The sequence below is a fragment of the Citrobacter sp. LUTT5 genome (assembly GCF_009905315.1).
Taxonomy (GTDB): Bacteria; Pseudomonadota; Gammaproteobacteria; order Enterobacterales; family Enterobacteriaceae; genus Citrobacter; species Citrobacter freundii.
In genome coordinates this window covers 2,081,238-2,107,004 of the sequence record NZ_CP047606.1, presented here as the reverse complement: position 1 = coordinate 2,107,004, position 25,767 = coordinate 2,081,238, and the positions used below count along the sequence as shown (strand labels likewise).

The following is a 25,767-nucleotide window of genomic DNA, read 5'->3' as shown; positions in this document are numbered from 1 at the left end:
TTAATCTCCTTTCAGGCAGCTCGCATACTGGTTGGCTAATTGGTTCAAAAACGCTGAATAGCTTGTTTTACCCAGTTTGATATTCGTACCGAGCGGATCCAACGTTCCCATTCGAACGGATGTCCCTCTCGCGACGGCTTCAACGACCGCTGGCCTGAACTGTGGCTCAGCAAAAACGCAGGTTGCTTTTTGCTCAACCAACTGTGTTCTTATTTCATGTAAACGCTGCGCACCAGGTTGAATCTCAGGGTTCACGGTAAAGTGACCAAGCGGTGTTAGTCCGTAGTGTTTTTCGTAGTAGCCATAGGCGTCATGAAAAACGAAATAACCTTTTCCCTTGAGCGGTGCGAGCTCGTTACCTACCTGCTTATCGGTTGCGGCTAATTGTGCCTCAAAATCCTTCAGGTTGGCGTCAAGTTTGGCTCGACTTTGCGGCATAAGTTCCACTAATTTTTCATGGATTGCAACCGCTGAGGCCCGCGCTATCTCTGGAGAAAGCCAAAGATGCATGTTGTAATCGCCGTGATGGTGATGCTCGTCACTTTTTTCACTGCCAGCATCATTGTGTCCATGATCGTCATCGTCGTCGTCAGCACCTTTTATGAGTAACGGTTTCACGTCATTGAGCTGCGCAATCGTTACCTGTTTCGCGTTAGGAATATTCTTGACTGACTTTTCCATAAACGCTTCCATCTCAGGTCCAATCCAAACGACTAAGTCCGCGCCCTGTAAGCGTTTTACGTCTGATGGACGCAGTGAATAGTCATGTTCGGAAGCCCCGTCTGGCAGCAAAACCTCAGTGTCTGTTACCCCGTCCGCAATGGCCGAAGCAATAAATCCCAGCGGCTTGAGCGAGGCCACCACAGCAGCATTTGCTGCCTGTGTTGCACTACCCCAAAGAGCAGCGGATAATGTTGCGAAAAGAAGCGTATTTTTATGTAACATAATGCGACCAATCATCGTAATGAATGTAAGAAATGTGATATTATAACATTCTATAACTTCTGCAAGACTAAAATTGATATGACGACTTTGGTTTCACTGGAAAATGTCTCGGTCTCTTATGGTCAACGCCGCGTCCTGTCTGACGTATCGCTTGAACTTCGACCCGGTAAAATTTTAACGCTTCTCGGCCCGAATGGTGCCGGGAAGTCTACGCTGGTGCGCGTTGTATTAGGACTGGTAGCGGCTGATGAGGGAGTTATCAAGCGTAATGGCCAATTGCGGATTGGCTATGTACCGCAAAAACTGTACCTCGATACTACGCTTCCGCTGACGGTAAGTCGGTTTATGCGCTTACGTCCCGGCACCAAAAAAGAGGATATCCTTCCGGCACTGAAGCGCGTTCAGGCCGGACATCTGATGAATGCGCCGATGCAAAAGCTCTCTGGCGGGGAAACGCAACGCGTCCTGTTAGCCCGTGCTTTATTGAATAAACCTCAGCTACTGGTGCTCGATGAGCCGACCCAGGGCGTGGATGTCAATGGGCAGGTCGCACTGTACGACCTTATCGACCAGTTGCGACGTGAACTGGATTGCGCCGTACTGATGGTTTCCCATGACCTGCATCTGGTGATGGCCAAAACCGATGAAGTACTGTGCCTGAACCATCATATTTGCTGTTCCGGTGCGCCGGAAGTGGTTTCCATGCACCCGGAATTCATCTCAATGTTCGGACAACGCGGCGCCGAACAACTCGGAATTTACCGTCATAATCACAATCACCGCCACGATTTACAGGGTCGTATCGTCTTACGCCGGGGAAATGGTCACTCATGATTGAATTGTTATTACCCGGTTGGTTAGCCGGGATCATGCTGGCCTGTGCTGCTGGCCCACTCGGCTCGTTTGTGGTCTGGCGTCGAATGTCTTATTTCGGTGATACGCTGGCCCACGCTTCGCTGCTGGGAGTCGCCTTTGGCCTGCTGCTGGATGTAAACCCTTTCTATGCGGTTATCGCCGTCACTTTGTTGCTGGCTGGCGGTCTGGTATGGCTTGAAAAGCGCCCTCACCTCGCGATCGATACCTTACTGGGCATTATGGCGCATAGTGCATTGTCGCTGGGGCTGGTTGTCGTCAGTCTGATGTCCAACATCCGTGTGGATCTGATGGCTTACCTGTTTGGTGATTTGCTCGCCGTGACGCCTGAAGATCTTATCTCCATCGCCATCGGCGTGGTTATTGTTCTGGCGATTCTGTTCTGGCAGTGGCGTAACCTGCTGTCGATGACCATCAGTCCGGATCTGGCATTTGTCGATGGCGTGAAGCTGCAACGCGTGAAGCTACTGCTGATGCTGGTTACGGCGTTAACGATTGGCGTGGCGATGAAGTTTGTCGGGGCGTTGATTATCACCTCGCTGCTTATTATCCCTGCGGCGACCGCCCGTCGCTTTGCCCGTACGCCGGAACAGATGGCAGGAGTTGCCGTTGGTGTGGGAATGATAGCGGTTACAGGCGGGCTGACCTTCTCGGCCTTCTATGACACCCCGGCAGGTCCCTCCGTGGTGCTGTGTGCCGCACTGCTGTTTATTTTCAGCATGATGAAAAAACAAGCGAGCTAAGCATGCGTTGCCCGGTGGCGCTGCGCTTACCGGGCCTACAAAATCGCCCAGGCCTGGTGAGCGTAGCGACATCATGCATTAAGGCATTTGTGGAGGCGTAATGCCAAAATGGTTCCAGGCGCGCACGGTTGCCATACGTCCACGCGGCGTACGCTGCAGAAAACCTTGCTGAATCAGATATGGCTCAAGCACGTCCTCAATGGTTTCACGCTCTTCCCCGATCGCCGCTGCCAGGTTATCCAGTCCGACCGGTCCGCCAAAGAATTTGTCGATAACCGCCAGCAGCAACTTACGGTCCATATAATCAAATCCTTCCGCATCCACATTGAGCATATCCAGCGCCTGAGCGGCGATATCTGCTGAAATCGTGCCGTCATGCTTCACTTCGGCGAAATCACGTACCCGGCGTAATAAGCGGTTGGCAATACGCGGCGTACCGCGGGCGCGGCGTGCCACTTCCAGCGCGCCTTCATCGCTCATTTCCAGGCCCATAAAACGCGCACTGCGTCCTACAATGTGCTGCAGGTCAGCCACCTGATAGAATTCCAGGCGCTGTACAATACCAAAACGATCACGTAACGGAGACGTTAACGACCCGGCGCGCGTCGTCGCCCCGATTAGCGTAAACGGCGGCAGATCGATCTTGATCGAACGTGCAGCCGGCCCTTCACCAATCATGATATCCAGCTGATAATCTTCCATCGCCGGATACAGCACCTCTTCCACCACCGGTGAAAGACGATGGATTTCATCGATAAACAGCACATCGTGGGGTTCAAGGTTGGTAAGCATTGCCGCCAGGTCACCCGCTTTTTCCAGTACCGGACCGGACGTGGTGCGCAGATTAACGCCCATTTCATTGGCGACAATATTGGCAAGCGTGGTTTTACCAAGACCTGGAGGACCGAAAATCAGCAGGTGATCGAGAGCGTCACCACGCAACTTCGCCGCCTGGATAAAAATCTCCATTTGCGAACGGACCTGAGGCTGGCCAATATACTCTTCCAGAAATTTAGGGCGGATCGCACGATCCACCAGGTCTTCAGGGGTCGTGCTGACAGCCGAAATCAGGCGATCTGCTTCAATCATCCTTTACCTCACAATGCCGCGCGAAGCGCTTCACGAATCAGGGTTTCACTGCTGGCATCAGGGCGGGCAATTTTGCTCACCATGCGGCTGGCTTCTTGTGGTTTATAGCCCAACGCCACCAGCGCAGCAACCGCTTCCTGCTCGGTGTCGTCCGATGTCGGACTGGCCGGAGAGGTCAGAACCAGATCCGCCGCCGGGGTAAAGAGGTCACCATGCAGACCTTTAAAGCGGTCTTTCATTTCAACAATCAAACGCTCTGCGGTTTTCTTACCAATGCCCGGTAATTTCACTAACGCGCCAAGCTCTTCGCGCTCAACGGCATTAACAAACTGCTGCGCAGACATTCCGGAGAGGATCGCCAGCGCCAGCTTCGGCCCCACGCCATTGGTTTTGATTAACTCTTTAAACAGCGTGCGCTCTTGCTTGTTGTTAAAGCCATACAGCAGTTGAGCGTCTTCACGCACCACAAAATGGGTGAAGATAATCGCTTCCTGCCCGGCTTCCGGCAACTCGTAGAAACAGGTCATCGGCATATGCACTTCATAGCCTACCCCACCCGTTTCCAGAAGGACCAGCGGGGGTTGTTTTTCAATAATGATGCCTCTGAGTCTGCCTATCACGTGACGCTCCTGCGTTAAGGGCTAAAAGGTAATGCGCTATCATAAAAAAAGGCTGGATAGATATCCAGCCTCATTTGTCACTAACGTAATCGCCCTCGCGCCAAATTCAGCCTCGACTCGCTCATTTGCATGGCATTCTGACTGACATGGCAGTGGGTAATAGCAATCGCCAGCGCATCCGCGGCATCCGCTTGCGGATTCGCCGGGAGTTTTAGCAGCGTGCGCACCATATGCTGGACCTGGCTTTTTTCCGCACTACCGATCCCCACCACGGTCTGTTTTACCTGCCGGGCCGCGTATTCAAAGACCGGTAGATCCTGATTGGTCGCCGCAACGATTGCCACGCCACGTGCCTGTCCAAGCTTTAGCGCCGAGTCAGCGTTCTTCGCCATAAAGACCTGCTCAATGGCAAAATAGTCCGGCTGGAACTGGGTGATGATTTCCGTCACGCCCGCGTAAATTAACTTCAGGCGTGACGGGAGATCGTCGACTTTGGTGCGGATACAACCGCTGCCGAGGTAGGTCAGCTGTCTGCCGACCTGGCGAATAACGCCATAACCGGTGATGCGCGACCCCGGGTCAATGCCGAGAATGATAGACATCACGCACCTCCTGTCAGGTTGCGGTACAGCCACCTCATTCTAAGGTAGCTGCAACCTCATCAGAGATCTCGCCGTTATGGTAAACTTCCTGCACGTCGTCGCAGTCTTCCAGCATATCGATCAGACGCAACAACTTCGGCGCTGTTTCTGCATCCATATCTGCTTTGGTGGATGGAATCATAGACACTTCAGCCGCGTCCGCTTTCAGACCTGCCGCTTCCAGCGCGTCACGCACTTTACCCATCTCTTCCCACGCGGTGTAAACGTCAATTGCGCCGTCGTCGAAGGTCACCACGTCTTCAGCACCTGCTTCCAGCGCCGCTTCCATGATGGCGTCTTCGTCGCCTTGTTCAAAGGAGATCACGCCTTTTTTGCTGAACAGGTAAGCCACGGAACCGTCGGTACCAAGGTTGCCGCCCGTTTTCGTGAACGCGTGACGCACTTCCGCAACAGTACGGTTACGGTTGTCAGACAGACATTCAATCATAACGGCTGTACCGCCAGGACCATAACCTTCATAGATGATGGTTTCCATGTTGGAATCTTCATCACCACCCACACCGCGCGCGATTGCACGGTTCAGGGTGTCACGGGTCATGTTGTTAGCCAGCGCTTTATCAACCGCTGCACGCAGACGCGGGTTAGCGTCCGGATCGCCGCCGCCGAGTTTTGCCGCCGTCACCAGCTCACGAATTATTTTGGTGAAAATTTTACCGCGTTTAGCATCCTGCGCTGCTTTACGGTGTCTGGTGTTGGCCCATTTACTATGACCTGCCATAAATAATATCTCCAAAAAGCGCGCCTTTTCAGGCGACGTTAATTACAAACTCTTCAATCGCCTGCCGGTTACTCCACGACTTGGTTAATTGGGCGGCTTCAACCGCATTAACCCAACGATAGGTCAGATGTTCGGTGAACACGATCTCTCGTTCTGAGGGAAGTGCCAGGCAAAACCAGGATTCAGTATTTCGTTCAATTCCCGGTGCATAGCGATGACGTAAATGGCTAAAAATCTCAAACTCCACCGTGCGCTGACAGTCAATTAAGGTCAGTTGCTCAGATGCAACATCAATGGCGACCTCTTCCTTTACTTCGCGCATAGCGGCTTGCGACGCGGTTTCACCCTCTTCAAGGCTGCCGGTGACCGACTGCCAGAAATCAGGATCGTCGCGTCGCTGTAACATCAGCACTCTCCCGGTGTCCTTTGCATAAATCACGACTAACACCGAGACAGGCTGTTTGTATCTCATATCAGTTATTCTCGGCCTTCTTAACAACCTGAATGCTCAGTTCCGCCAGCGCAGCTTCGTTGGCAAAGCTCGGCGCTTCAGTCATCAGACACGCTGCAGCAGTGGTTTTCGGGAAAGCAATAACGTCACGAATGTTGTCAGTACCGGTCAGCAGCATAGTCAGACGGTCCAGACCAAACGCCAGGCCCGCATGCGGTGGTGTACCATATTTTAGCGCATCCAGCAGGAAGCCGAATTTCTCACGCTGCTCTTGCTCGTTAATGCCCAGAATACCGAATACGGTCTGCTGCATGTCGCCGTTGTGAATACGCACGGAACCGCCGCCCACTTCGTAGCCGTTGATTACCATATCGTATGCGTTAGCAACCGCGTCTTCCGGCGCAGCTTTCAGCCCAGCAGCCGTCATATCTTTCGGCGCGGTGAACGGGTGGTGCATTGCGGTCAGTCCGCCTTCACCATCGTCTTCAAACATTGGGAAGTCGATAACCCACAGCGGAGCCCATTTGGCTTCGTCGGTAATATTCAGGTCTTTACCCAGTTTCAGACGCAGCGCGCCCATCGCGTCGGCAACCACTTTCTTGTTGTCGGCACCGAAGAAAATCATGTCGCCGTCTTGCGCATCGGTACGCGCCAGAATCGCTTCCACGATTTCTGCGTTCAGGAACTTAGCAACCGGGCTGGTGATACCTTCCAGACCTTTCGCACGCTCGGTGACTTTGATGTAAGCCAGACCTTTCGCGCCGTAAATCTTAATAAAGTTACCGTAATCGTCAATTTGCTTACGGCTCAGTGCGGCACCGCCCGGTACACGCAGAGCAGCTACGCGGCCTTTCGCATCGTTTGCCGGACCAGAGAACACTGCGAACTCAACGTCTTTCACCAGATCGGCAACGTCAACCAGCTCCATCGGGTTACGCAGGTCTGGTTTATCGGAACCGTAACGACGCTCAGCTTCGGCAAAGGTCATGATCGGGAAATCACCCAGATCCACCCCTTTAACTTCCAGCCACAGATTACGCACCAGCGCTTCCATCACTTCACGCACCTGCGGTGCGGTCATGAAGGAAGTCTCAACGTCGATCTGGGTAAATTCAGGCTGACGGTCAGCACGTAAGTCTTCATCACGGAAGCATTTAACGATCTGATAGTAGCGGTCAAAGCCAGACATCATCAGCAGCTGTTTAAACAACTGAGGTGATTGCGGCAGCGCGTAGAATTTACCTTTATGTACGCGAGAAGGTACCAGGTAATCGCGCGCGCCTTCCGGCGTCGCTTTGGTCAGCATCGGTGTTTCGATGTCGAGGAAGCCGTGGTCGTCCATAAAACGACGCACCAGACTGGTAATTTTGGCACGCGTTTTCAGGCGCTGCGCCATTTCAGGGCGACGCAGATCTAAATAGCGATACTTCAGTCGCGCTTCTTCGGTGTTGACGTGGTTAGAGTCCAACGGCAGCGAGTCTGAACGGTTGATGATGGTCAGATCGGAGGCCAGCACTTCAATTTCGCCCGTCGCCATCTCGGCGTTGACGTTTTTCGCGTCACGCGCACGCACGGTGCCCGTAACCTGGATGCAGAACTCATTACGCAGTTCGGAGGCCAGCTTTAACGCGTCCGCACGGTCCGGATCGAAAAATACCTGCACGATACCTTCGCGGTCGCGCATATCGATAAAGATCAGGCTACCAAGATCACGACGACGGTTGACCCAACCACACAGAGTCACCTGCTGCCCCTCGTGGGACAGACGTAGCTGTCCGCAATATTCTGTACGCATGAGATATCCCTTAACTTTGCCGCAGGCGGATTGTCACCTGTCTCGCAGATGACGAAGTCGCAGCTTTAGCTGAATGTCACAACTGAATGAAAAAAGGCGGCTATTATACTGGAAATTCTGCCGCACGATAAGAGCCTATCCCAGTAGGCTATCTTATTTGCCATTTTACCCTTGGGCAGTGCTCACAATCCTCACGTACTTCATGTACGCTGCGGTTGTTCCGCGCTGTCCGCGGACAAACTGGCGGCAACAATTACGCCTACTGGGATAGACTCTACGTCCGGTACTGACTGTACGCCTGTTTCCTGGACGGGCATTGCGTAATCTCACAAAAAATAACAAAAATTGTCGCCCCTTTCACACTGATTCGCGCTTAAGGTGTAACGGAATTCTATTTTTTACTGGAGTGACCATGCTGGAACTGAACGCAAAAACAACTGCCCTTGTCGTGATTGACTTACAGGAAGGGATCCTGCCTTTCGCTGGTGGACCTCATACGGCACACGCTGTGGTTGCCCGCGCCGCGCAGTTGGCGGAAAAATTCCGTACCCACGGTTCCCCGGTGGTAATGGTGCGCGTCGGGTGGTCTGACGATTACGCCGAAGCGCTAAAACAACCAGTAGATGCTCAGACTCCAGCAAAAGCGTTGCCCGAAAACTGGTGGGATTACCCGGCTGCTCTGGGTAAATGCACCAGCGACCTCGAAGTAACCAAACGCCAGTGGGGCGCATTCTACGGCACCGATCTGGAATTACAGCTGCGTCGCCGGGGTATCGATACCATCGTCCTGTGCGGCATCTCTACGAACATTGGCGTTGAGTCGACGGCGCGAAATGCGTGGGAGCTGGGTTTCAGTCTTATCATTGCAGAGGATGCCTGTAGCGCCGCCAGTGCTGAGCAACACCAGGGTAGCATGACTCACATTTTCCCCCGCATTGCGCGCGTTCGCAGCGTGGAGGAGATTTTGCAAGCGCTATGATCTATATCGGTTTACCCCAGTGGTCGCATCCAAAATGGGTGCGTTTGGGGATCACAAGCCTTGAAGAGTATGCCCGCCACTTTAACTGCGTGGAGGGCAATACCACGCTGTATGCGCTGCCTAAAGCCGATATTGTTGCCCGCTGGCAAGCACAGACCACCGATACGTTTCGATTTTGTTTTAAGTTTCCGGCGACCATTTCGCATAAGGCCGCGCTGCGTAATTGTGATGACCTGGTGCAGGAATTTTTTACGCGCATGTCGCCGCTGGGATCGCGCATTGGACAATACTGGCTGCAATTACCCGCGACTTTTAGCCCACGCGACTTGCCTGCCCTGTGGCAGTTTCTCGATGCGCTCCCCAAATGCTTTACCTACGGTGTGGAAATTCGCCATCCAGACTTCTTTGCCAAAGGCGAAGCCGAACAGCTATTTAATCGCGGGTTACACGAGCGTGGAGTAAACCGGGTGATTCTGGACAGCCGCCCGGTACATGCCGCAATCCCACATACCGAAGCGATACGTGACGCCCAGCGCAAGAAACCGAAGGTTCCGGTGCATGCGGTGGTGACGGCAAACCATCCGATGGTACGCTTTATCGGTAGCGATGATATGGCACAAAACAGCGCGCTTTTTGCCGTCTGGCTGACCAAGCTGTCACTATGGCAACACACCACGACGCCGTATCTGTTTTTGCATACGCCGGACATCGCGCAGGCCCCGGAGCTTGTTGATACACTATGGTCAGATTTACGCAGTGCTCTGCCAGAGATCGGATCAGCACCGTCTATTCCACAGCAATCTTCTCTTTTCTGAAAATGCCACCTATCATAGTCAAGGCCATCAGCCATTTTAAAAGGGAGTTTGTATGGTAAGCGCGCTTTATGCCGTATTGGGTGCGTTATTGTTAATAAAGTTCTCCTTTGACGTTGTTCGCCTGCGCATGCAATATCGCGTTGCCTATGGCGATGGAGGTTTTAGCGAACTGCAAAGCGCTATCCGCATTCACGGTAACGCGGTGGAATATATTCCCGTCGCGTTAGTGCTGCTGTTATTTATGGAAATGAACGGCGCAGAGACGTGGATGGTGCATCTTTGCGGGCTGATGTTGATTGCCGGACGACTGATGCATTATTACGGATTCCACCATCGGCTTTTCCGCTGGCGCCGTTCAGGCATGAGCGCAACCTGGTGTTCGCTGTTGCTAATGGTGCTGGCGAATCTTTGGTATATGCCCTGGGAGTTGGTTTTCTCCCTGCATTAGCGCACAATACGCCACTTTATTTTTCCCGGATTTTTACGTTATGTCTCACCGCGACACGCTTTTTTCTGCGCCTATCGCCAGTCTGGGTGACTGGACCTTTGATGAACGGGTAGCTGAAGTCTTCCCGGATATGATCCAGCGTTCCGTTCCTGGCTATTCCAATATTATTTCTATGATTGGCATGTTGGCCGAACGTTTCGTACAACCCAACACGCAGGTCTACGATCTGGGCTGTTCTCTGGGCGCGGCGACGCTCTCGGTGCGTCGCAATATTCATCACGAGAATTGCAAAATTATTGCTGTCGATAACTCCCCGGCGATGGTTGAGCGCTGCCGTCGTCACATCGACGCTTATAAAGCACCGACTCCGGTTGAGGTTGTCGAAGGCGATATTCGCAACATTACTATCGAAAATGCCTCGATGGTGGTGCTGAATTTTACCCTGCAATTCCTTGAGCCACCCGAGCGCCAGGCGTTGTTGGATAAGATTTATCAGGGGCTGAATCCCGGTGGCGCGTTGGTGCTATCTGAAAAATTCAGCTTCGAAGACGCGAACGTAGGCGAGTTGCTGTTCAACATGCACCACGACTTCAAACGAGCCAATGGCTATAGCGAACTGGAAATCAGCCAGAAGCGCAGCATGCTGGAGAACGTGATGCTCACCGACTCGGTCGAAACGCATAAAGCGCGACTGCATCAGGCCGGCTTTGAGCACAGTGAGTTGTGGTTCCAGTGCTTCAACTTTGGCTCTCTGGTGGCGTTGAAAGCTGAGGTTAGCGCATGATCGATTTTGGTAACTTTTATCAGTTGATTGCCAAAAATCATCTGTCCCATTGGCTGGAAACACTTCCGGCGCAAATCGCTGCCTGGCAGCGCGATCAGCACGGTCTTTTTAAACAATGGTCAAACGCCGTCGAGTTTCTGCCCGAGCTAACGCCGCATCGTCTGGACTTACTGCACAGCGTTACCGCAGAAAGCAAAGAGCCGCTCAGCGAAGGTCAGCTTAAACGCATAGACACCCTGATGCGTAACCTGATGCCATGGCGTAAAGGACCGTACTCGCTGTACGGCGTCAACATCGATACCGAATGGCGTTCCGACTGGAAGTGGGATCGCGTCCTGCCGCACTTGTCTGATCTCACCGGACGTACCATTCTTGATGTCGGCTGCGGCAGTGGCTATCACATGTGGCGCATGATTGGCGCGGGCGCACATCTGGCGGTCGGTATCGACCCGACCCAACTGTTCCTGTGCCAGTTTGAGGCGGTGCGTAAACTGCTGGGCAATGACCAGCGCGCGCATCTGCTGCCGCTGGGTATTGAACAGCTTCCGGCGCTCAACGCCTTTGATACCGTATTCTCCATGGGCGTGCTTTATCACCGCCGCTCGCCGCTGGAACACCTGTGGCAGTTAAAGGATCAGTTGGTTAAAGATGGCGAACTGGTACTGGAAACGCTGGTTGTCGAAGGCGATGAAAATACCGTGCTGGTGCCGGGCGATCGCTACGCCCAGATGCGTAACGTTTACTTTATCCCGTCTGCACTGGCGCTAAAAAACTGGCTGGAAAAATGCGGGTTTGTTGATGTGCGCATTGCCGACGTATGTGTGACCACTACCGAAGAACAGCGCCGCACCGAATGGATGATTACCGAATCGCTGGCCGACTTCCTTGACCCGAACGACCACAGCAAGACGGTGGAAGGCTACCCCGCCCCACTGCGTGCGGTATTGATTGCGCGTAAACCGTAGTCATTTTTGCCAAATGACTATTACGTATAGCACCATTTCTCCAAAATAGTTCGGTTTGCAACAAGGCGGCGACGCAGCAAATCCCTGGGAGCGTAGATAACTACGTGACCGGGGTGAGCGAGGAAAGCCAACACAGTTGCAGACCGAAATATGCAGGAGAAGGATAAAAAAAGGCCCCTGTTGAAATGGCAGGGGCCTGGTACGAGCAAGCATCATATTGGGCGACATGATGCAACGGTAAAATCAGTTGGCCTGATGGTGTGCAATGATTGCTTTCATTTCAGCAACCGCCGCCCCGTCTACCGCATAGCGAGAATACTCATCCGCCTGCGCATCCGAAGACATCGACAACCCCGAATTGCGATAACGCATTGGTGAAGCCAGCCATACTCCGGCAGAACTGTGGACTTCCTGCACCCCAGCATCAAGGAACAGGGACAAATTCGAGGCGCGAACCCCCGCTCCGGCCATAATGATTGGAGCACCAGGCTGCGCAATAAGTTCCATTATTTTTGTTAAACCTTGCGCCGCATCGGATTTTTGCCCGGAGGTGAGTACTCTGGCGATGCCCAAATCAGCTAATTTTTTAAGCGTATTGAGTGGGTTAGCACACATATCAAAGGCACGATGAAAAGTGACTTGCAGTGAACCGGCGGCGATCATTATTTTCTCCATGCGCGGCATATCGACATCGCCATCCGCATCTAAAATGCCGGTCACCAGCCCTGAGAACCCCAGTTCTCTGACCATCGCTATATCATCCAGCATTGCAGCGAACTCACCTTCGGTGTAACAAAAGTCGCCTCCACGTGGACGAATAATGGGATTGACGGGAATCGAAATGTGCTGGCGAACAGAACGCAAGACGCCCAGTGAAGGCGTTAAGCCCCCTTCTTTGGGTGCCGAGCAAAGCTCAATACGATCCGCGCCGTTTTGCTGCGCCGTGCGCGCGCACTCCATGCTGTAACAGCAGATTTCCAGTATAGTCATGCTCACTCCTGACGCTCGCTTGCCACAATGGTTTCAATCGACCAAGGGTGGAATTTTATCGTCACGCTACCATCGCTAACCGCCAGCGTCGGATTCGGTAAACGTTCACGTTCTCCTTTTGGCGAGCTGGTTTTCACAAATATACCAGGTTGACTCAGACCGTGATCGGAAAGCAGCGCCAGCGCTCGCGCATTCAGCGTTTGTGCCTCACCCGGCAGAACAATTTCAATATGTTCCCAGCCTTCATGTGGGTAACGTTTTTCGCCCGGCCACGGCAGTTCGACGATGGAAAATTGCCAATGTTGCACACAAACCGGCTCATACAGTTTAAAAAGACAAATAGGTCTGCCGTTAATGATGTTTTCTGACAACAATTCACCGCACTGTTCAAACCCGCGACGCCAGCGTTCTGCAGTGGTATTTTGATGGCAACGCAAGGAAATGTGATCGGCTTCCAGGCCTGTGATATCCAGCCCAAGACGGATAGAAAGTTCCGTTAATGCCTGCGTGAAATGCGGTAAATCTGCAGAAATATCCTGTAGTTCTGCAACGGTTTGCCAGTTCGCCATATTAAAAGCTCATATCCATGTTCAAAGTCGCTAATTTACTCTGTTGCGCTTCGCCATCCAACCGCTGTTTTCTCCGAACACATCATGGATAAATTTATGCCATTGCATGGTTTATATTTCAGGCTACTGGCGGTACACACAATGCTGACGGCAACGGGCATTTGCAGTATACTCCCGCCCTTAATTCTTAAACTGGTGCGGTGAATTTTAGGCCGCTTCATAAATGTAAGGTATTCCGGTGAATATTCAGGCTCTTCTCTCAGAAAAAGTCAGTCAGGCCATGATTGCTGCAGGCGCGCCTGCAGATTGCGAACCACAGGTTCGTCAGTCAGCAAAAGTACAGTTCGGCGACTATCAAGCTAACGGCATGATGGCTGTCGCTAAAAAACTGGGTATGGCGCCGCGACAACTGGCTGAGCAGGTGCTGACTCATCTGGATCTCAACGGGATTGCCAGCAAAGTTGAAATTGCAGGCCCGGGCTTTATCAACATTTTTCTCGACCCAGCATTTCTGGCGCAGCACGTTCAGCAGGCGCTGGCTTCCGATCGTCTGGGCGTCACCCAACCGACTAAACAAACCGTCGTGGTTGACTACTCCGCGCCTAACGTAGCGAAAGAGATGCACGTTGGTCACCTGCGTTCCACCATCATCGGTGACGCGGCGGTGCGTACGCTGGAATTCCTCGGTCACAAGGTTATCCGCGCCAACCACGTCGGTGACTGGGGTACTCAGTTCGGTATGCTCATCGCATGGCTTGAAAAACAGCAGCAGGAAAATGCCGGAGAGATGGCGCTGGCTGACCTGGAAGGTTTCTACCGTGACGCAAAAAAACATTACGACGAAGATGAAGCCTTCGCTGAACGCGCCCGTAGTTATGTCGTGAAGCTGCAAGGCGGCGACGAATACTTCCGTGAGATGTGGCGTAAACTGGTCGACATTACCATGTCGCAGAACCAGTTAACCTACGATCGCCTCAACGTTACCCTGACCCGTGACGACGTCATGGGCGAGAGCCTGTACAACCCGATGCTGCCTGGCATCGTGGCCGATCTCAAAGCCAAAGGCCTGGCTGTTGAAAGCGAAGGCGCTACCGTCGTATTCCTTGATGAGTATAAAAACAAGGAAGGCGAACCGATGGGCGTTATCATTCAGAAGAAAGATGGCGGCTATCTCTACACGACAACCGACATCGCCTGTGCCAAGTATCGTTACGAAACCCTGCATGCCGATCGCGTACTGTATTACATCGACTCTCGTCAGCATCAGCACTTAATGCAGGCCTGGACCATCGTACGTAAAGCTGGTTATGTGCCGGATTCGGTGCCGCTGGAACACCACATGTTCGGTATGATGCTGGGCAAAGACGGTAAACCGTTCAAAACCCGCGCTGGCGGCACGGTTAAACTGGCCGATCTGCTGGATGAAGCGCTGGAGCGCGCACGTCGTCTGGTCGCAGAGAAGAACCCGAATATGCCTGCCGATGAGCTGGAAAAGCTGGCAAATGCAGTCGGTATCGGCGCGGTGAAATACGCGGATCTGTCCAAAAACCGTACCACCGACTACATCTTCGACTGGGACAACATGCTGGCGTTCGAAGGTAACACCGCGCCATATATGCAGTACGCTTATACCCGCGTACTGTCCGTATTCCGTAAAGCGGATATCGACGAAAGCGCGCTGGCAAATGCGCAGGTGATTATCAACGAAGATCGCGAGGCTCAGCTGGCTGCGCGTCTGCTGCAGTTTGAAGAAACGCTGACCGTCGTTGCGCGTGAAGGTACACCGCACGTGATGTGTGCTTACCTGTACGACGTTGCCGGTCTGTTCTCTGGCTTCTACGAGCACTGCCCTATCCTCAGCGCTGAAAACGAAGAGATTCGTAACAGCCGGCTGAAACTGGCACAGCTGACGGCGAAAACCCTGAAGCTGGGTCTGGATACACTGGGTATCGAAACCGTAGAACGTATGTAATTACCTCAAGTAATGTGGAAGCCCGCGCTATGTCGCGGGCTTTTTTATTTTCCCTGACCCGTTCTCATGGCAGCGCAATCAGGCCTACGAGAAGCGGCGACGTTCACTGTAATTTGTAACAGCCCACAAGGAATGACACATTTCCCTAGAGATATGGAACATTTTTTGCCTGTCATCCCGTTTAAGCCTCCGTATCATTAGGCGGCGAATTAATCGGGTACGGGTCAATGACATTCAGAGATTTTGAGGCGGAAGAAAAACTCTTTCAGCGGCGTGTGTTGGTGGCCTTTGGCCTGGTGGTCATCTGTTTTGGCATCCTGATTTACAATCTGTATAACTTACAAATCTGTCAGCACCAGTATTACACCACCCGGTCGAATGCAAACGACATCAAAATGCTACCCGTCGCCCCCACACGTGGCATGATTTACGATCGCAACGGCATCCCGCTGGTGCGCAACGTCACCTGGTACGATATTTCCGTTACGCCTTATAAAATCAGCGATATGAATGCGTTGATCCAGCAGCTCACGCCCATCGTTGACCTCACTCCTGATGATATTGATCAGTTTCGCCATGAGCTAAAAGCCAGCAGCCGCTATCGTCCGGTCGTGCTAAAAAATGCGCTTACCGATGTGGAAATCGCCCGTTTCTCGGTAAACCAGTTTCATTTTAGCGGCGTAAACATTAATAGCTACGAAGACCGCCAGTATCCCTATGGCGCGGCGCTGGCACATGTGCTTGGCTATGTTTCAAAAATCAATGACAACGACCTGAAAGCACTGGATCAAAAGGGTCAGGCAGAGAACTACGCCGCCGATCACAATATCGGTAAGCAAGGTATTGAGCGCTATTACGAAAATGAACTGCATGGAAAGACCGGATATCAGGAGGTGGAAGTAGATAACCACGGACGCATCGTACGCCTGCTCAAAGATGTGCCGCCCGTTGCCGGAAAAAATATCCATTTGACGCTGGATTTACATTTACAGCAATATATTGAGAGCTTGTTGGCTGGCCAGCGTGCCGCCGTTTTGGTTGAAGATCCACACGACGGTTCTGTACTGGCGATGGTCTCAAACCCTAGCTATGACCCGAATCCGTTTGTCAAAGGCATTAGCTATCAGGACTATAACAAGCTACTCCAGGATAAAGACCTGCCATTAATCAACCGCGTCACACAGGGATTGTACCCCCCCGCTTCAACGGTCAAACCGTATATGGCGATGTCAGCATTACTAAACGGTGTGATCACGCCGCAGACCAGTTTCTTCGGTGCTCCTACCTGGACGCTACCCGGCACCGAGCGACATTACCGTGACTGGAAAAAAACGGGCCACGGTATGTTGGATGTCACCAAAGCGATAGAAGAGTCTGCCGATACGTTCTTCTATCAGGTGGCGTATATGATGGGGATCGACCGGATTAACAGCATGCTCAGCCAGTTTGGTTACGGTAAACCGACCGGCATCGATCTTGATGAGGAGTATAACGGCCTGCTCCCGAGCCGTGAATGGAAGCAAAAAGTGCATAAAAAAGCCTGGTATCAGGGGGATACTATCTCAGTTGGCATCGGCCAGGGCTACTGGATTGCCACTCCTATCCAGATGGTCAAAGCCATGGTCGCACTGATTAACAACGGCAAGGTTATCGTCCCTCACCTGCTACTCGATGAAGAAAATGGCAAAACCTTCACGCCGTATCAGGCTCCAGAAGCACCGTCACAAATCGCCTCAGCCTCGTCACCCTACTGGGGACTGGTGCGTCAGGCGATGTTCGGCATGGCGAATGAACCAAATGGTACAGGTTATAAGTTCTTTCACACCGCACCTTACGGCATTGCGGCGAAAAGCGGCACCTCGCAGGTCTTTAGTCTGAAAGAAAATCAGACCTACAATGCGAAGATGATCCCTGTCCGCTTGCGCGACCACGTGTTCTATACCGCATTTGCGCCCTATAAGAACCCGAAGGTCGCGGTGGCGTTAATTCTGGAAAACGGCGGCAGCGATGGTGTCACCGCCGCGCCGGTTATGCGTCAAATCATGGATCATCTCTTTGCCCCGCAGGACAACACGGTACACACAGTGACGACTCAACCATCGGGTCCGATAGCGGTAGCGCCATCGAATACCGATATCAAAAATACTTACGCAAGTATTCGGTAAGACACAGCATCGCCATCGCTTGTCCGTAAGGCATAGAAGTCCGAGGGATGTTGCGGTAGAAATCGAGATTGTGTCCCATCCCGGTACCAAACGAGGTGTGCAGCAGTTCACCTTCCGGTGAAATATGCTGCACAATGCCACGAATGGCTTTTTCGGCCACCAGCGTATACTCTTGCCCAACATAGCGTTTACGTACAGCTTTGAGGATCCCATAAGCAAATCCGGCAGTTGCCGATGCTTCCAGATACGACTGCGGGTCGTCCAGCAAGGTATGCCACAACCCACTTTCATCCTGGCATTTCGCCAGCGCCGCGATTTGTGCGTTCAGGACCTGAACCAGATAGCGGTGAACGGCATTGTTTTCTGGTAAATCAAGTAATTCGAGGAAGTCCGGGATCACGATAGTTAACCAACTGTTGCCACGCGCCCAGCGGGCATTGGCAAAGTTATGATTTCCTTCATAGCTCCAGCCGTGGAACCACAGCCCCGTGTCTTTATCCATCAGGTTTTGCACGTGCAGCAGGAACTGATACGTTGCCTCTTCGATGTAGTCAGGGCGATTGAGTAATTTGCCAATCTTCGCCAGCGGTAAAACCGTCATCATCAGCGTGTCATCCCACATCTGCTGGTGGTTTTCTTCCGCCAGCGTGATGTGTTGCATACCGCCGAACTCGGTACGCGGCATCTCATGCATTGCCCACTCAGCCCAGCTGTCGAGCCACGGTAGATACGCCGGATTACGCGTCTCTTCATAGCGATACGCCAACGTTAAAAATGGCGCCATGGTGTTAACGTTTTTGGTGGTTGCACCTTCAGCAAAGCGATCGGCAAACCAGCTATCGATGATATCGCGCATCGTTTCATCACCGGTTTGCAGATAGTACTGATACATCCCGTACAAGCCGACGCCGTGCGTCCACTCCCATCCAGCCCAGCCTTTGGTATCAATTACGCGTCCATCGTCCAGACGCAGCAAGAACTCACCAGTTTCGTCATGAATATTGACCAGGTTATGCGTCACCTTTTTGATCAGCGCTTTTAATTCATCCCTGGCAATAAAATGTTCTGGCTGGCGCAACAACGGGCTATGTTTAACCGGGTAAACAATCATTTACTTAACCTCTGTCAATGTCGGATTCAATGCTGTGACCTGCCCCTGTTGCGGCGCAGCAGCTGTATTTGGGAGGCCCCGCAATCCTCGCTTTGACAATGGGCATCCTTATAGGGGCACAGTAAAAGCAAACAGGAAGTGAAACCTTTCTATTTCTGCCAGAAGGATTCGTGAAATGGCAACAATACAAAGAGTCCGGCAACGTACGTCACTTATTTTATAAAACCGCGTTTCTATTTAATTGAATGAGAGGCTGGAGTGTTGAAACAACCAGCAGTTTCAACTGCTGGTCTGAATGACGGAGGGTGTTAACGGTAGTTCACAATCACCTGATTGCTCTGAATGCGTAACGCGGGGATCAGGCGACCACCGCCGGGGACTTCCCAGACAAAATGCATCGGTTCAATGGCCGGAACATTATTGAACCCGTTGGTGGTCCCACTTTGCCCGTCCAGCTCGACACAGCGGGACTGAGAACATAAACGCACCCGCAGACCTGCGGGCGTGGGGCCATTCAGCTCATAGCGCCAGGCTACCAGCGTCATCAAGCCTGAGACCGGCTGGCCAGGAACCAAAGGCGCAGACGAGGCTGACTGGCCACGGTGATTTAAGGTGATCCCCATACCGCTTGCCTGCCAGGCCCCTTCTCCGGCGGCCTGCGCCACCAGAGGAAAAAACAACAACCACAGTAACTTGCGCATTATTTACCTCCAATGGTCGCTGTCATGCGGATATGGCGGTTATCGGAAAGCTCCATGTTCGATAACACCACCAACTGCGGGATGCTGCGACGTAAAAACCGCGCCAGCAGCGGACGCAACGCGTGATTAACCAGCAAGACCGGCGGCGCGCCCAACATTTCCTGCCGGGACAGCGCTTCCTGTGTTTGGGCCAGCAGGCGGTCTGCAAGCCCAGGCTCCAGGCCACCCCCCCCCTGCAGCGCTTGCAGCAGCAAACGCTCGAGCGGAGTATCAAGACCGATAACCTGAACCTCTTCATTACCCGGGAACCACTGCTGAGTGATGGCGCGTCCCAACGCAACACGGACGACCGCGGTAAGCTCATGCGGATCGTTTTGCAGCGGCGCATGTTCCGCCAACGTTTCAAGAATGGTGCGCATATCACGAATCGGTACTTTCTCGTCCAGTAAGTTCTGCAGCACTTTATGCAGCGTGGTGAGCGTCACAACGCCCGGCACCAGATCTTCCGTCAGCTTTGGCATTTCCTGCGACACTCGATCCAGTAACTGCTGCGCTTCCTGACGGCCAAACAGCTCAGCGGCGAACTGGCCAATCAGGTGATTTAGATGCGTAGCAACAACAGTACTGGCTTCAACCACCGTAAAGCCCTGAATCTGCGCCTGTTCCTTCAATGCGCTTTCAATCCAGATAGCGTCCAGTCCGAAAGCCGGATCGACCGTTTTCTCGCCCGGCAGCGACCCGGCAGCAGTACCCGGGTTAATGGCCAGCCAGCGTCCCGGATAGGCGTCACCGCTGCCAATTTCTACCCCTTTCATCAAAATTCGATAGCGGGCCGGCTGTAGATCCATATTGTCACGGATGTGTACCACCGGCGGCAGGAAGCCCATATCCTGAGCAAATTTCTTACGAATACTGCGAATTCGCCCCAGTAACTCGCCATCCTGCTGAAAGTCCACCATTGGGATCAGGCGATAACCTACCTCCATTCCCAGCGAATCTTCCAACTGCACGTCGTTCCACGTAGCTTCCACCACGGAGTTGTTTTCCGGCATTTTCACCGGCTGCGGTTCATCTGGCGCTTTTTGCTCACGACCGCGCATCCACCAGGCCAGGCCCAGCAATGCGGCAGTAAACATCAGAAACACCAGGTTCGGCATGCCCGGAACCAGGCCCAAAAGTCCAAGTACCGCCGCACTGAGCAACATGACACTAGGATTGCTGAACAGTTGGGTCACCATCTGTTCGCCTACGTCCTGGTCGGTACTCACGCGGGTCACGATAACGCCCGCCGCGGTAGAGATAACCAGCGCAGGAATTTGTGCCACCAGCCCGTCACCTATGGTCAGCAGGGTATAACTTTCCGCAGCGCTGCCCATGCTCATACCATGCTGCAACACCCCAACTAACAGACCGCCGACTACGTTGATCACCATGATCAAAATACCGGCAATGGCGTCTCCACGGACGAATTTACTCGCACCGTCCATTGAGCCGTAAAAATCCGCTTCCTGGGTCACTTCCGAGCGTCGTTTTTTAGCTTCATCTTCGCCAATCAGACCGGCATTCAAATCCGCATCAATCGCCATCTGCTTGCCGGGCATACCATCCAGCACGAAGCGCGCGCCAACCTCGGCGATACGCCCTGCACCTTTGGTGATTACCATAAAGTTAATGATGACGAGAATCACGAAGACCACGATGCCGATCGCAAAGTTACCGCCCACCAGGAAGTGACCAAAAGCTTCAACCACCTTCCCCGCCGCCGCCGCGCCGGTGTGTCCTTCCATCAAAATGATACGGGTCGACGCGACGTTCAGCGCCAGGCGTAATAATGTGGTAAACAGCAAAATCGTCGGGAATGCGGCAAATTCCAGCGTACGCTGGGTGAACATCGCCACCAGCAGCACCATGATCGACAGCGCAATGTTAAATGTGAACAGCAAATCGAGGACGAAAGCCGGCAGCGGCAGCACCATCATCGACAGGATCAGCAGGATGAGGATCGGTCCAGCAAGGATTTGCCATTGCGTGGATTTCAGGTTGCTGGGCAGGCGCAGCATCGCGACCAGATTAGCCATCAGTATTCTTCTCGTTCATGAAATCCAGTGCTTCAGGCACCGGAAGGTTTTCAGGTTGTGGTGGACGTTTGCCGCCAGCCAGACGCCAGCGTTTTAGCTGCCATACCCATGCCAGCACTTCGGCAACGGCGGCATATAATTGACCCGGTATTTGCTGACCAATTTCAGCATGGCGATAGAGCGCACGCGCCAGTGGCGGCGCTTCTAACGTAGGGACACGGTGCTCTGCGCCAATTTCACGAATGCGCAGCGCAACCAGCCCGGCCCCCTTAGCGACAACTTTCGGCGCACTCATTTTGTTCTCGTCATACTTCAACGCCACTGAGTAGTGCGTAGGGTTAGTGACAATAACGTCTGCTTTTGGTACATCCGCCATCATGCGACGCTGAGCGGCCGCGCGCTGCATTTGGCGAATTTTGCCCTTAACGTGCGGATCACCTTCGCTTTGCTTAAATTCGTCACGGATATCCTGGCGCGACATGCGCAGCTTTTTCAGATGGCTGTAGATCTGGAAAAAAACGTCGAATCCCACCATCGGAATGACGCCAAGCACCACCAACAACGCGCACATGCCGACTAAATCCAGGGCGTTGCCCATTGCCGTAATCGGAGATTCCGCCATCAGCCGCATCATCTCTGGCCACTTGTGCCAGAGATAAAACCCGGCCACGCTGCCCACTAACGTCGACTTCAGTATCGCTTTGAGCAGTTCTGCGCCGGTTTGCGCGGAAAACATGCGCTTAATGCCCGGCAACGGATTCAGCTTAGAGAATTTGGGTTGCAGGGATTTACCGCTGAAAATCAAGCCGCCAAGCATCACCGGGGAGATTAATGCCACCAGAACGACGCCGGTAATCAACGGCAACAGCGCAATCATCGCGTCTTTAATCAGCAGGATGATTTGGCTGAGGATCAGGTTTGGATCGTTGACCATACTGTGGTCAAAACGTAATCCGGCCGACAGCATACCGGCCAGCCGGCGGGCAAGCGACTCCCCGCCAATCCATATAATGCACACGCCCACCAGCAAAATAAGTAGTGAGGTTAGCTCTTTGGATCGGGGGATCTGCCCTTCTTCCCGCGCTTTTTCAAGTCGGTGGGGTGTGGGGGCTTCTGTTTTGTCGTCGTCGCTTTCTTCTGCCACGCATCAGACCCTGGATAGAGATATAGGCGAGAATGATGCCAGAACAGCTATCCAGCAATGGGAAGAGTAAGCGGTAAAAAAGACGGGATTTATGGCTTTAAGCAGAATTGCGCGTAAGCCGGATGAGAGGCCCACGCCTCACATCCGGCAAATACTCATCAGAACCCGAGGCTATCCAGCAGGTCGTCAACCTGATCCTGGCTTGCCACTACGCCAGCTTTCGAGGCGTCAACCTGCGGGCCGTTCAGCAAGCTTTCGTTTTCACGTTTAGGACGAGCGCCCTGTTCCGGTATGTTTTCCAACAGAACCATCAACAGCTGACGTTCAATTTCCTGGATAACATCCATCATGCGCTTGATGACCTGTCCGGTGAGATCCTGGAAATCCTGCGCCATCATGATGTCCAGCAACTGGGCATTGGTAAAGCTGGTATGTCCGGGCACATCACCAAGGAACTGACGGGTATCGGTGACCAGTTCACGAGCGTCTGACAGTTCGATCGGATTTTCGAACCATTCATCCCAGCGTTTGGTCAGGTCTTTGGCCCCTTTTTCCATCGCGTCCTGGTGCGGCTGCGAAGCTTCGACGCTGTTCAGCGCGCGCTCTGCCGCCTGAGCGGTCATCTGTACAACGTAATCGAGACGATCGCGGGCATCGGGAATTGCTTCTGCCGCTTCGGCAATGGCCTGATCCAGCCCCAGTTCACGCAGGCTGTCGCGCAGCATTCGGGTCAAACTGCCGATGCGCGCGATGATGTCCCCTGCAGAGTGTTCGTCAGCAGGTTTAATTTGTGGTTGCATCATCATCACACCCTCACATGCCCAGTTTCTCAAAGATTTTATTCAGTTTTTCTTCCAGCGTCGCCGCCGTGAACGGTTTCACGACGTAGCCACTGGCGCCTGCCTGTGCCGCCGCAATGATGTTCTCTTTTTTCGCTTCTGCCGTGACCATCAGCACCGGCAGAGAAGCCATCCCACCATCTGCACGGATAGTTTTCAGCAGTTCCAGTCCATCCATGTTCGGCATGTTCCAGTCAGAAATAACAAAACCGAATCCCCCTGCCTGCAGCTTGTTCAGCGCATCCACGCCATCTTCAGCCTCTTCAACATTGTTGAATCCCAGCTCTTTAAGCAGGTTACGCACGATGCGACGCATGGTGGAAAAGTCATCCACAACCAAAAACTTAAGCTCTTTATCCGCCATAAAAATAAACTCCTGATTCAAATACGTATTGCCTGTCCGGCACTAATTTTCACCAGCATTTGCTGGCTCACCTGGCTAAGATCGACCACTTCGCTTACGCCACCCATATTGATGGCCTCGCGCGGCATGCCGAACACCACACAACTTGCTTCGTTTTGCGCAATGGTCCAGGCACCCGCCTGGTTCATCGCTAGCATTCCGGCTGCGCCATCGTTGCCCATACCGGTCAGGATCACCCCAACGGCATTACGCCCCGCATGTTTCGCCACCGAATGAAACAGCACATCCACTGAGGGCCGGTGCCGGTTAACCGGCGGACCGTCATGAATTTTGATTTGATAGTTCGCGCCGCTGCGCGCCAGCTCCATATGCTTGTCGCCAGGCGCGATATACGCATGCCCAGGGAGAACGCGCTCTCCGTCCTCTGCCTCTTTCACGGTAATCTGACACAGTTTGTTCAGACGTTCGGCGAACGATCGGGTAAATCCTGGCGGCATATGCTGGGTAATAAGAATACCGGGACTTGAAAGCGGCAATGGCTGGAGTACATGGCGAATTGCCTCTGTTCCTCCGGTTGAGGCGCCGATGACCAGCAGTTTTTCTGAACTGAGTAATGGCCCCGTTTTCAAGGTCGTCGGTGCCGCCAAGGGTTTGTGGGCGGCCAGTTTTGCCCGCGATGCGGTGCGGATTTTCTCCGCAATCATCTCGCTATACGCCAGCATGCCTTCGCGGATCCCCAACTGAGGCTTGGTGACAAAGTCAATCGCCCCCAGTTCCAGGGCCCGCAGCGTGACCTCAGAACCTTTACCGGTCAGTGAAGAAACCATAACCACCGGCATTGGACGCAGGCGCATCAACTTCTCAAGGAAATCGAGGCCGTCCATGCGCGGCATTTCCACATCCAGCGTCAGGACGTCGGGATTGTATTTTTTGATTAAATCCCGGGCGACCAACGGATCCGGCGCCGTCGCCACCATTTCCATATCACTGTGGCTGTTAATAATTTCGGTCATGATTTGACGCATCAATGCAGAATCATCTACCGACAACACCCTGATTTTACTCATGCTTTATCCTTACCTGGCGCATGCGCATACACGGTCTGTCCACGCAGGCTAAACTCGCGCACAAGGTTGCTAAAGTTTTCTGAATGACCTGCAAACAGCAGTCCGTCAGGTTTAAGAAGTGGAACAAAACGGTGCAAAATGTCCTGCTGCGTCGTTTTATCGAAATAGATCATCACGTTACGGCAAAATATGGCATCAAAAGGGCCAGGCACGTTGTACTGCTTATCCAGTAAATTGACGCTGGAAAATTCAACATGACCTGCCAGTTCCTGCCGAACTCGTACCAGCCCTTCATGCGGCCCGGTGCCGCGCATGAAATAACGCTGCAACTGCTGGGGTGACAGCGTCTTTAGCTCATCGAGGCGGTAAATGCCGTTTCTGGCCTTTTCCAGCACTTCGGTATCAATGTCGCTGGCAAAAACGCGCCAGCGGCCCGGTGCCATACCTAAGGTATCGGCAAGCGTAATCGCAATGCTGTAGGGCTCTTCTCCGGTTGATGCCGCCGCGCTCCAGACGCGGTATTCACCGCTGCGCCGACGAGCATGATCTGACAGCACCGGAAAATGATGCCCTTCGCGAAAAAATGCGGTCAGGTTGGTTGTCAGGGAGTTAATAAAAGCCTGCCACTCAGCACTGTTCTGGTTAGCTTCCAGCATGCTGAGATAGCGACCAAAGTCATCCAGCCCCAGGGTACGCAAACGGCGGACCAGGCGGTTATAAACCATATCCCGCTTGTGGTCGGCCAGTACGATCCCCGCACGCTGGTAGATTAATTGACATATCCGACGAAAATGCGCGTCAGACAGCGCGAGGCGCTGTGTCATCTGTAACAATAATGACGTTTGCCCGGTGGGCAGAGATGATGTCATAGCGCCTTCTC

General features: G+C 53.1%; 26 protein-coding genes. 9 read left to right on the top strand and 17 right to left on the bottom strand.

Annotated elements, in window-relative coordinates:
* Positions 1-945, bottom strand: coding sequence for a zinc ABC transporter substrate-binding protein ZnuA (gene znuA, locus GUC46_RS10075; protein WP_160180171.1), 945 nt, complete (start codon positions 943-945; stop codon positions 1-3).
* Positions 946-1,023: 78 nt separating this feature from the next.
* Here znuA and znuC point away from each other — a divergent pair, with 78 nt between their 5' ends.
* Both znuC and znuB read left to right on the top strand, forming a co-directional pair.
* Positions 1,024-1,779 carry a zinc ABC transporter ATP-binding protein ZnuC gene (znuC, locus tag GUC46_RS10070; protein WP_003034877.1) on the top strand — a complete coding sequence of 252 codons (756 nt, stop codon included), beginning with the start codon at positions 1,024-1,026 and terminating at the stop codon, positions 1,777-1,779.
* The gene (znuB, locus tag GUC46_RS10065; protein WP_003034874.1) at positions 1,776-2,561 is read left to right on the top strand and encodes a zinc ABC transporter permease subunit ZnuB; all 786 of its coding nucleotides are present in this window, start codon (positions 1,776-1,778) and stop codon (positions 2,559-2,561) included. Before znuC ends, znuB begins: the two co-directional genes overlap by 4 nt.
* Positions 2,562-2,639: 78 nt before the next feature.
* On the opposite strand, the gene ruvB is transcribed toward znuB, so the two are convergent.
* The 6 genes from ruvB to aspS form a co-directional block, all read right to left on the bottom strand.
* A complete protein-coding gene (gene ruvB / locus GUC46_RS10060) occupies positions 2,640-3,650 on the bottom strand; it encodes a Holliday junction branch migration DNA helicase RuvB (RefSeq protein ID WP_003841680.1) in 1,011 nt (336 codons plus the stop codon).
* Positions 3,651-3,658: 8 nt separating this feature from the next.
* Positions 3,659-4,270, bottom strand: coding sequence for a Holliday junction branch migration protein RuvA (ruvA, locus tag GUC46_RS10055; RefSeq protein WP_130714584.1), 612 nt, complete (start codon positions 4,268-4,270; stop codon positions 3,659-3,661).
* Positions 4,271-4,350: 80 nt separating this feature from the next.
* Positions 4,351-4,872, bottom strand: a complete 522-nt coding sequence (gene ruvC / locus GUC46_RS10050; protein ID WP_003034867.1) for a crossover junction endodeoxyribonuclease RuvC — start codon at positions 4,870-4,872, stop codon at positions 4,351-4,353.
* Between the two features lie 34 nt (positions 4,873-4,906).
* A complete protein-coding gene (locus GUC46_RS10045; protein WP_003034865.1) occupies positions 4,907-5,650 on the bottom strand; it encodes a YebC/PmpR family DNA-binding transcriptional regulator in 744 nt (247 codons plus the stop codon).
* Positions 5,651-5,678: 28 nt separating this feature from the next.
* Entirely contained in the window at positions 5,679-6,122 is a 444-nt protein-coding gene (gene nudB, locus GUC46_RS10040; RefSeq protein WP_003844155.1) for a dihydroneopterin triphosphate diphosphatase, read from the bottom strand.
* Position 6,123: 1 nt separating this feature from the next.
* On the bottom strand, positions 6,124-7,896 hold the full coding sequence (aspS, locus tag GUC46_RS10035) for an aspartate--tRNA ligase (protein ID WP_130714582.1): 1,773 nt from the start codon (positions 7,894-7,896) through the stop codon (positions 6,124-6,126).
* 412 nt (positions 7,897-8,308) lie between these two features.
* On the opposite strand from aspS, the gene GUC46_RS10030 reads away from it, so the two are divergent.
* The 5 genes from GUC46_RS10030 to cmoB are packed head-to-tail and all read left to right on the top strand — an operon-like array spanning position 8,309 to position 11,887.
* Positions 8,309-8,875, top strand: coding sequence for a hydrolase (locus GUC46_RS10030; RefSeq protein WP_130714581.1), 567 nt, complete (start codon positions 8,309-8,311; stop codon positions 8,873-8,875).
* Positions 8,872-9,690 (top strand): DUF72 domain-containing protein, encoded by an 819-nt coding sequence (locus GUC46_RS10025; protein ID WP_130714580.1) that lies wholly within the window; start codon positions 8,872-8,874, stop codon positions 9,688-9,690. Before GUC46_RS10030 ends, GUC46_RS10025 begins: the two co-directional genes overlap by 4 nt.
* Before the next feature lie 52 nt (positions 9,691-9,742).
* On the top strand, positions 9,743-10,138 hold the full coding sequence (locus GUC46_RS10020) for an MAPEG family protein (RefSeq protein ID WP_003034689.1): 396 nt from the start codon (positions 9,743-9,745) through the stop codon (positions 10,136-10,138).
* A 40-nt stretch (positions 10,139-10,178) separates the two neighbouring features.
* Complete coding sequence (gene cmoA / locus GUC46_RS10015) at positions 10,179-10,922, top strand: carboxy-S-adenosyl-L-methionine synthase CmoA (RefSeq protein ID WP_003034686.1); 744 nt, start codon at positions 10,179-10,181, stop codon at positions 10,920-10,922.
* Positions 10,919-11,887 (top strand): tRNA 5-methoxyuridine(34)/uridine 5-oxyacetic acid(34) synthase CmoB, encoded by a 969-nt coding sequence (cmoB, locus tag GUC46_RS10010; RefSeq protein WP_003839177.1) that lies wholly within the window; start codon positions 10,919-10,921, stop codon positions 11,885-11,887. The genes cmoA and cmoB overlap by 4 nt, the downstream gene beginning before the upstream one ends.
* 243 nt (positions 11,888-12,130) lie before the next feature.
* Here the strand turns inward: cmoB and cutC are convergent, their stop codons facing one another.
* Together cutC and GUC46_RS10000 are read right to left on the bottom strand one after the other, a co-directional pair.
* A complete protein-coding gene (cutC, locus tag GUC46_RS10005) occupies positions 12,131-12,877 on the bottom strand; it encodes a copper homeostasis protein CutC (RefSeq protein WP_071667637.1) in 747 nt (248 codons plus the stop codon).
* A gap of 2 nt (positions 12,878-12,879) precedes the next feature.
* Positions 12,880-13,446 (bottom strand): VOC family protein, encoded by a 567-nt coding sequence (locus tag GUC46_RS10000; RefSeq protein ID WP_054528507.1) that lies wholly within the window; start codon positions 13,444-13,446, stop codon positions 12,880-12,882.
* Between the two features lie 238 nt (positions 13,447-13,684).
* Between GUC46_RS10000 and argS the strand changes: the two genes are divergently transcribed.
* A complete protein-coding gene (gene argS, locus GUC46_RS09995; RefSeq protein WP_160180168.1) occupies positions 13,685-15,418 on the top strand; it encodes an arginine--tRNA ligase in 1,734 nt (577 codons plus the stop codon).
* A 227-nt stretch (positions 15,419-15,645) separates the two neighbouring features.
* Positions 15,646-17,583: a penicillin-binding protein 2 gene (mrdA, locus tag GUC46_RS09990; RefSeq protein WP_130714579.1), complete on the top strand. Its 1,938-nt coding sequence runs from the start codon at positions 15,646-15,648 to the stop codon at positions 17,581-17,583.
* On the opposite strand, the gene GUC46_RS09985 is transcribed toward mrdA, so the two are convergent.
* From GUC46_RS09985 to cheR, 8 genes are all read right to left on the bottom strand, one after another.
* Positions 17,555-18,694, bottom strand: a complete 1,140-nt coding sequence (locus tag GUC46_RS09985) for a glycoside hydrolase family 105 protein (protein WP_044711087.1) — start codon at positions 18,692-18,694, stop codon at positions 17,555-17,557. The genes mrdA and GUC46_RS09985 overlap by 29 nt on opposite strands.
* A gap of 308 nt (positions 18,695-19,002) precedes the next feature.
* Positions 19,003-19,395 carry a flagellar protein FlhE gene (gene flhe, locus GUC46_RS09980; RefSeq protein WP_003034667.1) on the bottom strand — a complete coding sequence of 131 codons (393 nt, stop codon included), beginning with the start codon at positions 19,393-19,395 and terminating at the stop codon, positions 19,003-19,005.
* Positions 19,395-21,473 carry a flagellar biosynthesis protein FlhA gene (gene flhA, locus GUC46_RS09975; protein ID WP_003034666.1) on the bottom strand — a complete coding sequence of 693 codons (2,079 nt, stop codon included), beginning with the start codon at positions 21,471-21,473 and terminating at the stop codon, positions 19,395-19,397. The genes flhe and flhA overlap by 1 nt, the downstream gene beginning before the upstream one ends.
* Complete coding sequence (gene flhB, locus GUC46_RS09970) at positions 21,466-22,617, bottom strand: flagellar biosynthesis protein FlhB (protein ID WP_003034664.1); 1,152 nt, start codon at positions 22,615-22,617, stop codon at positions 21,466-21,468. Before flhB ends, flhA begins: the two co-directional genes overlap by 8 nt.
* A gap of 158 nt (positions 22,618-22,775) precedes the next feature.
* A complete protein-coding gene (cheZ, locus tag GUC46_RS09965) occupies positions 22,776-23,420 on the bottom strand; it encodes a protein phosphatase CheZ (protein WP_003034659.1) in 645 nt (214 codons plus the stop codon).
* Between the two features lie 10 nt (positions 23,421-23,430).
* The gene (gene cheY / locus GUC46_RS09960) at positions 23,431-23,820 is read right to left on the bottom strand and encodes a chemotaxis response regulator CheY (RefSeq protein ID WP_003034656.1); all 390 of its coding nucleotides are present in this window, start codon (positions 23,818-23,820) and stop codon (positions 23,431-23,433) included.
* Between the two features lie 17 nt (positions 23,821-23,837).
* Positions 23,838-24,887 (bottom strand): chemotaxis response regulator protein-glutamate methylesterase, encoded by a 1,050-nt coding sequence (locus GUC46_RS09955; RefSeq protein WP_003034651.1) that lies wholly within the window; start codon positions 24,885-24,887, stop codon positions 23,838-23,840.
* On the bottom strand, positions 24,884-25,756 hold the full coding sequence (gene cheR / locus GUC46_RS09950; protein WP_003034649.1) for a protein-glutamate O-methyltransferase CheR: 873 nt from the start codon (positions 25,754-25,756) through the stop codon (positions 24,884-24,886). The genes GUC46_RS09955 and cheR overlap by 4 nt, the downstream gene beginning before the upstream one ends.
* Between the last annotated feature and the right edge of the window lie 11 nt (positions 25,757-25,767).

Excerpts from the sequence above, each read along its gene's own strand:
- znuA (WP_160180171.1), bottom strand. The coding sequence starts at position 945 with ATGTTACATAAAAATACGCTTCTTTTCGCAACATTATCCGCTGCTCTT.
- znuC (WP_003034877.1), top strand. The coding sequence starts at position 1,024 with ATGACGACTTTGGTTTCACTGGAAAATGTCTCGGTCTCTTATGGTCAA.
- znuB (WP_003034874.1), top strand. The coding sequence starts at position 1,776 with ATGATTGAATTGTTATTACCCGGTTGGTTAGCCGGGATCATGCTGGCC.
- ruvB (WP_003841680.1), bottom strand. The coding sequence starts at position 3,650 with ATGATTGAAGCAGATCGCCTGATTTCGGCTGTCAGCACGACCCCTGAA.
- ruvC (WP_003034867.1), bottom strand. The coding sequence starts at position 4,872 with ATGTCTATCATTCTCGGCATTGACCCGGGGTCGCGCATCACCGGTTAT.
- GUC46_RS10045 (WP_003034865.1), bottom strand. The coding sequence starts at position 5,650 with ATGGCAGGTCATAGTAAATGGGCCAACACCAGACACCGTAAAGCAGCG.
- nudB (WP_003844155.1), bottom strand. The coding sequence starts at position 6,122 with ATGAGATACAAACAGCCTGTCTCGGTGTTAGTCGTGATTTATGCAAAG.
- aspS (WP_130714582.1), bottom strand. The coding sequence starts at position 7,896 with ATGCGTACAGAATATTGCGGACAGCTACGTCTGTCCCACGAGGGGCAG.
- GUC46_RS10030 (WP_130714581.1), top strand. The coding sequence starts at position 8,309 with ATGCTGGAACTGAACGCAAAAACAACTGCCCTTGTCGTGATTGACTTA.
- GUC46_RS10025 (WP_130714580.1), top strand. The coding sequence starts at position 8,872 with ATGATCTATATCGGTTTACCCCAGTGGTCGCATCCAAAATGGGTGCGT.
- GUC46_RS10020 (WP_003034689.1), top strand. The coding sequence starts at position 9,743 with ATGGTAAGCGCGCTTTATGCCGTATTGGGTGCGTTATTGTTAATAAAG.
- cmoA (WP_003034686.1), top strand. The coding sequence starts at position 10,179 with ATGTCTCACCGCGACACGCTTTTTTCTGCGCCTATCGCCAGTCTGGGT.
- cmoB (WP_003839177.1), top strand. The coding sequence starts at position 10,919 with ATGATCGATTTTGGTAACTTTTATCAGTTGATTGCCAAAAATCATCTG.
- cutC (WP_071667637.1), bottom strand. The coding sequence starts at position 12,877 with ATGACTATACTGGAAATCTGCTGTTACAGCATGGAGTGCGCGCGCACG.
- GUC46_RS10000 (WP_054528507.1), bottom strand. The coding sequence starts at position 13,446 with ATGGCGAACTGGCAAACCGTTGCAGAACTACAGGATATTTCTGCAGAT.
- mrdA (WP_130714579.1), top strand. The coding sequence starts at position 15,646 with ATGACATTCAGAGATTTTGAGGCGGAAGAAAAACTCTTTCAGCGGCGT.
- GUC46_RS09985 (WP_044711087.1), bottom strand. The coding sequence starts at position 18,694 with ATGATTGTTTACCCGGTTAAACATAGCCCGTTGTTGCGCCAGCCAGAA.
- flhe (WP_003034667.1), bottom strand. The coding sequence starts at position 19,395 with ATGCGCAAGTTACTGTGGTTGTTGTTTTTTCCTCTGGTGGCGCAGGCC.
- flhA (WP_003034666.1), bottom strand. The coding sequence starts at position 21,473 with ATGGCTAATCTGGTCGCGATGCTGCGCCTGCCCAGCAACCTGAAATCC.
- cheZ (WP_003034659.1), bottom strand. The coding sequence starts at position 23,420 with ATGATGCAACCACAAATTAAACCTGCTGACGAACACTCTGCAGGGGAC.
- cheY (WP_003034656.1), bottom strand. The coding sequence starts at position 23,820 with ATGGCGGATAAAGAGCTTAAGTTTTTGGTTGTGGATGACTTTTCCACC.
- GUC46_RS09955 (WP_003034651.1), bottom strand. The coding sequence starts at position 24,887 with ATGAGTAAAATCAGGGTGTTGTCGGTAGATGATTCTGCATTGATGCGT.
- cheR (WP_003034649.1), bottom strand. The coding sequence starts at position 25,756 with ATGACATCATCTCTGCCCACCGGGCAAACGTCATTATTGTTACAGATG.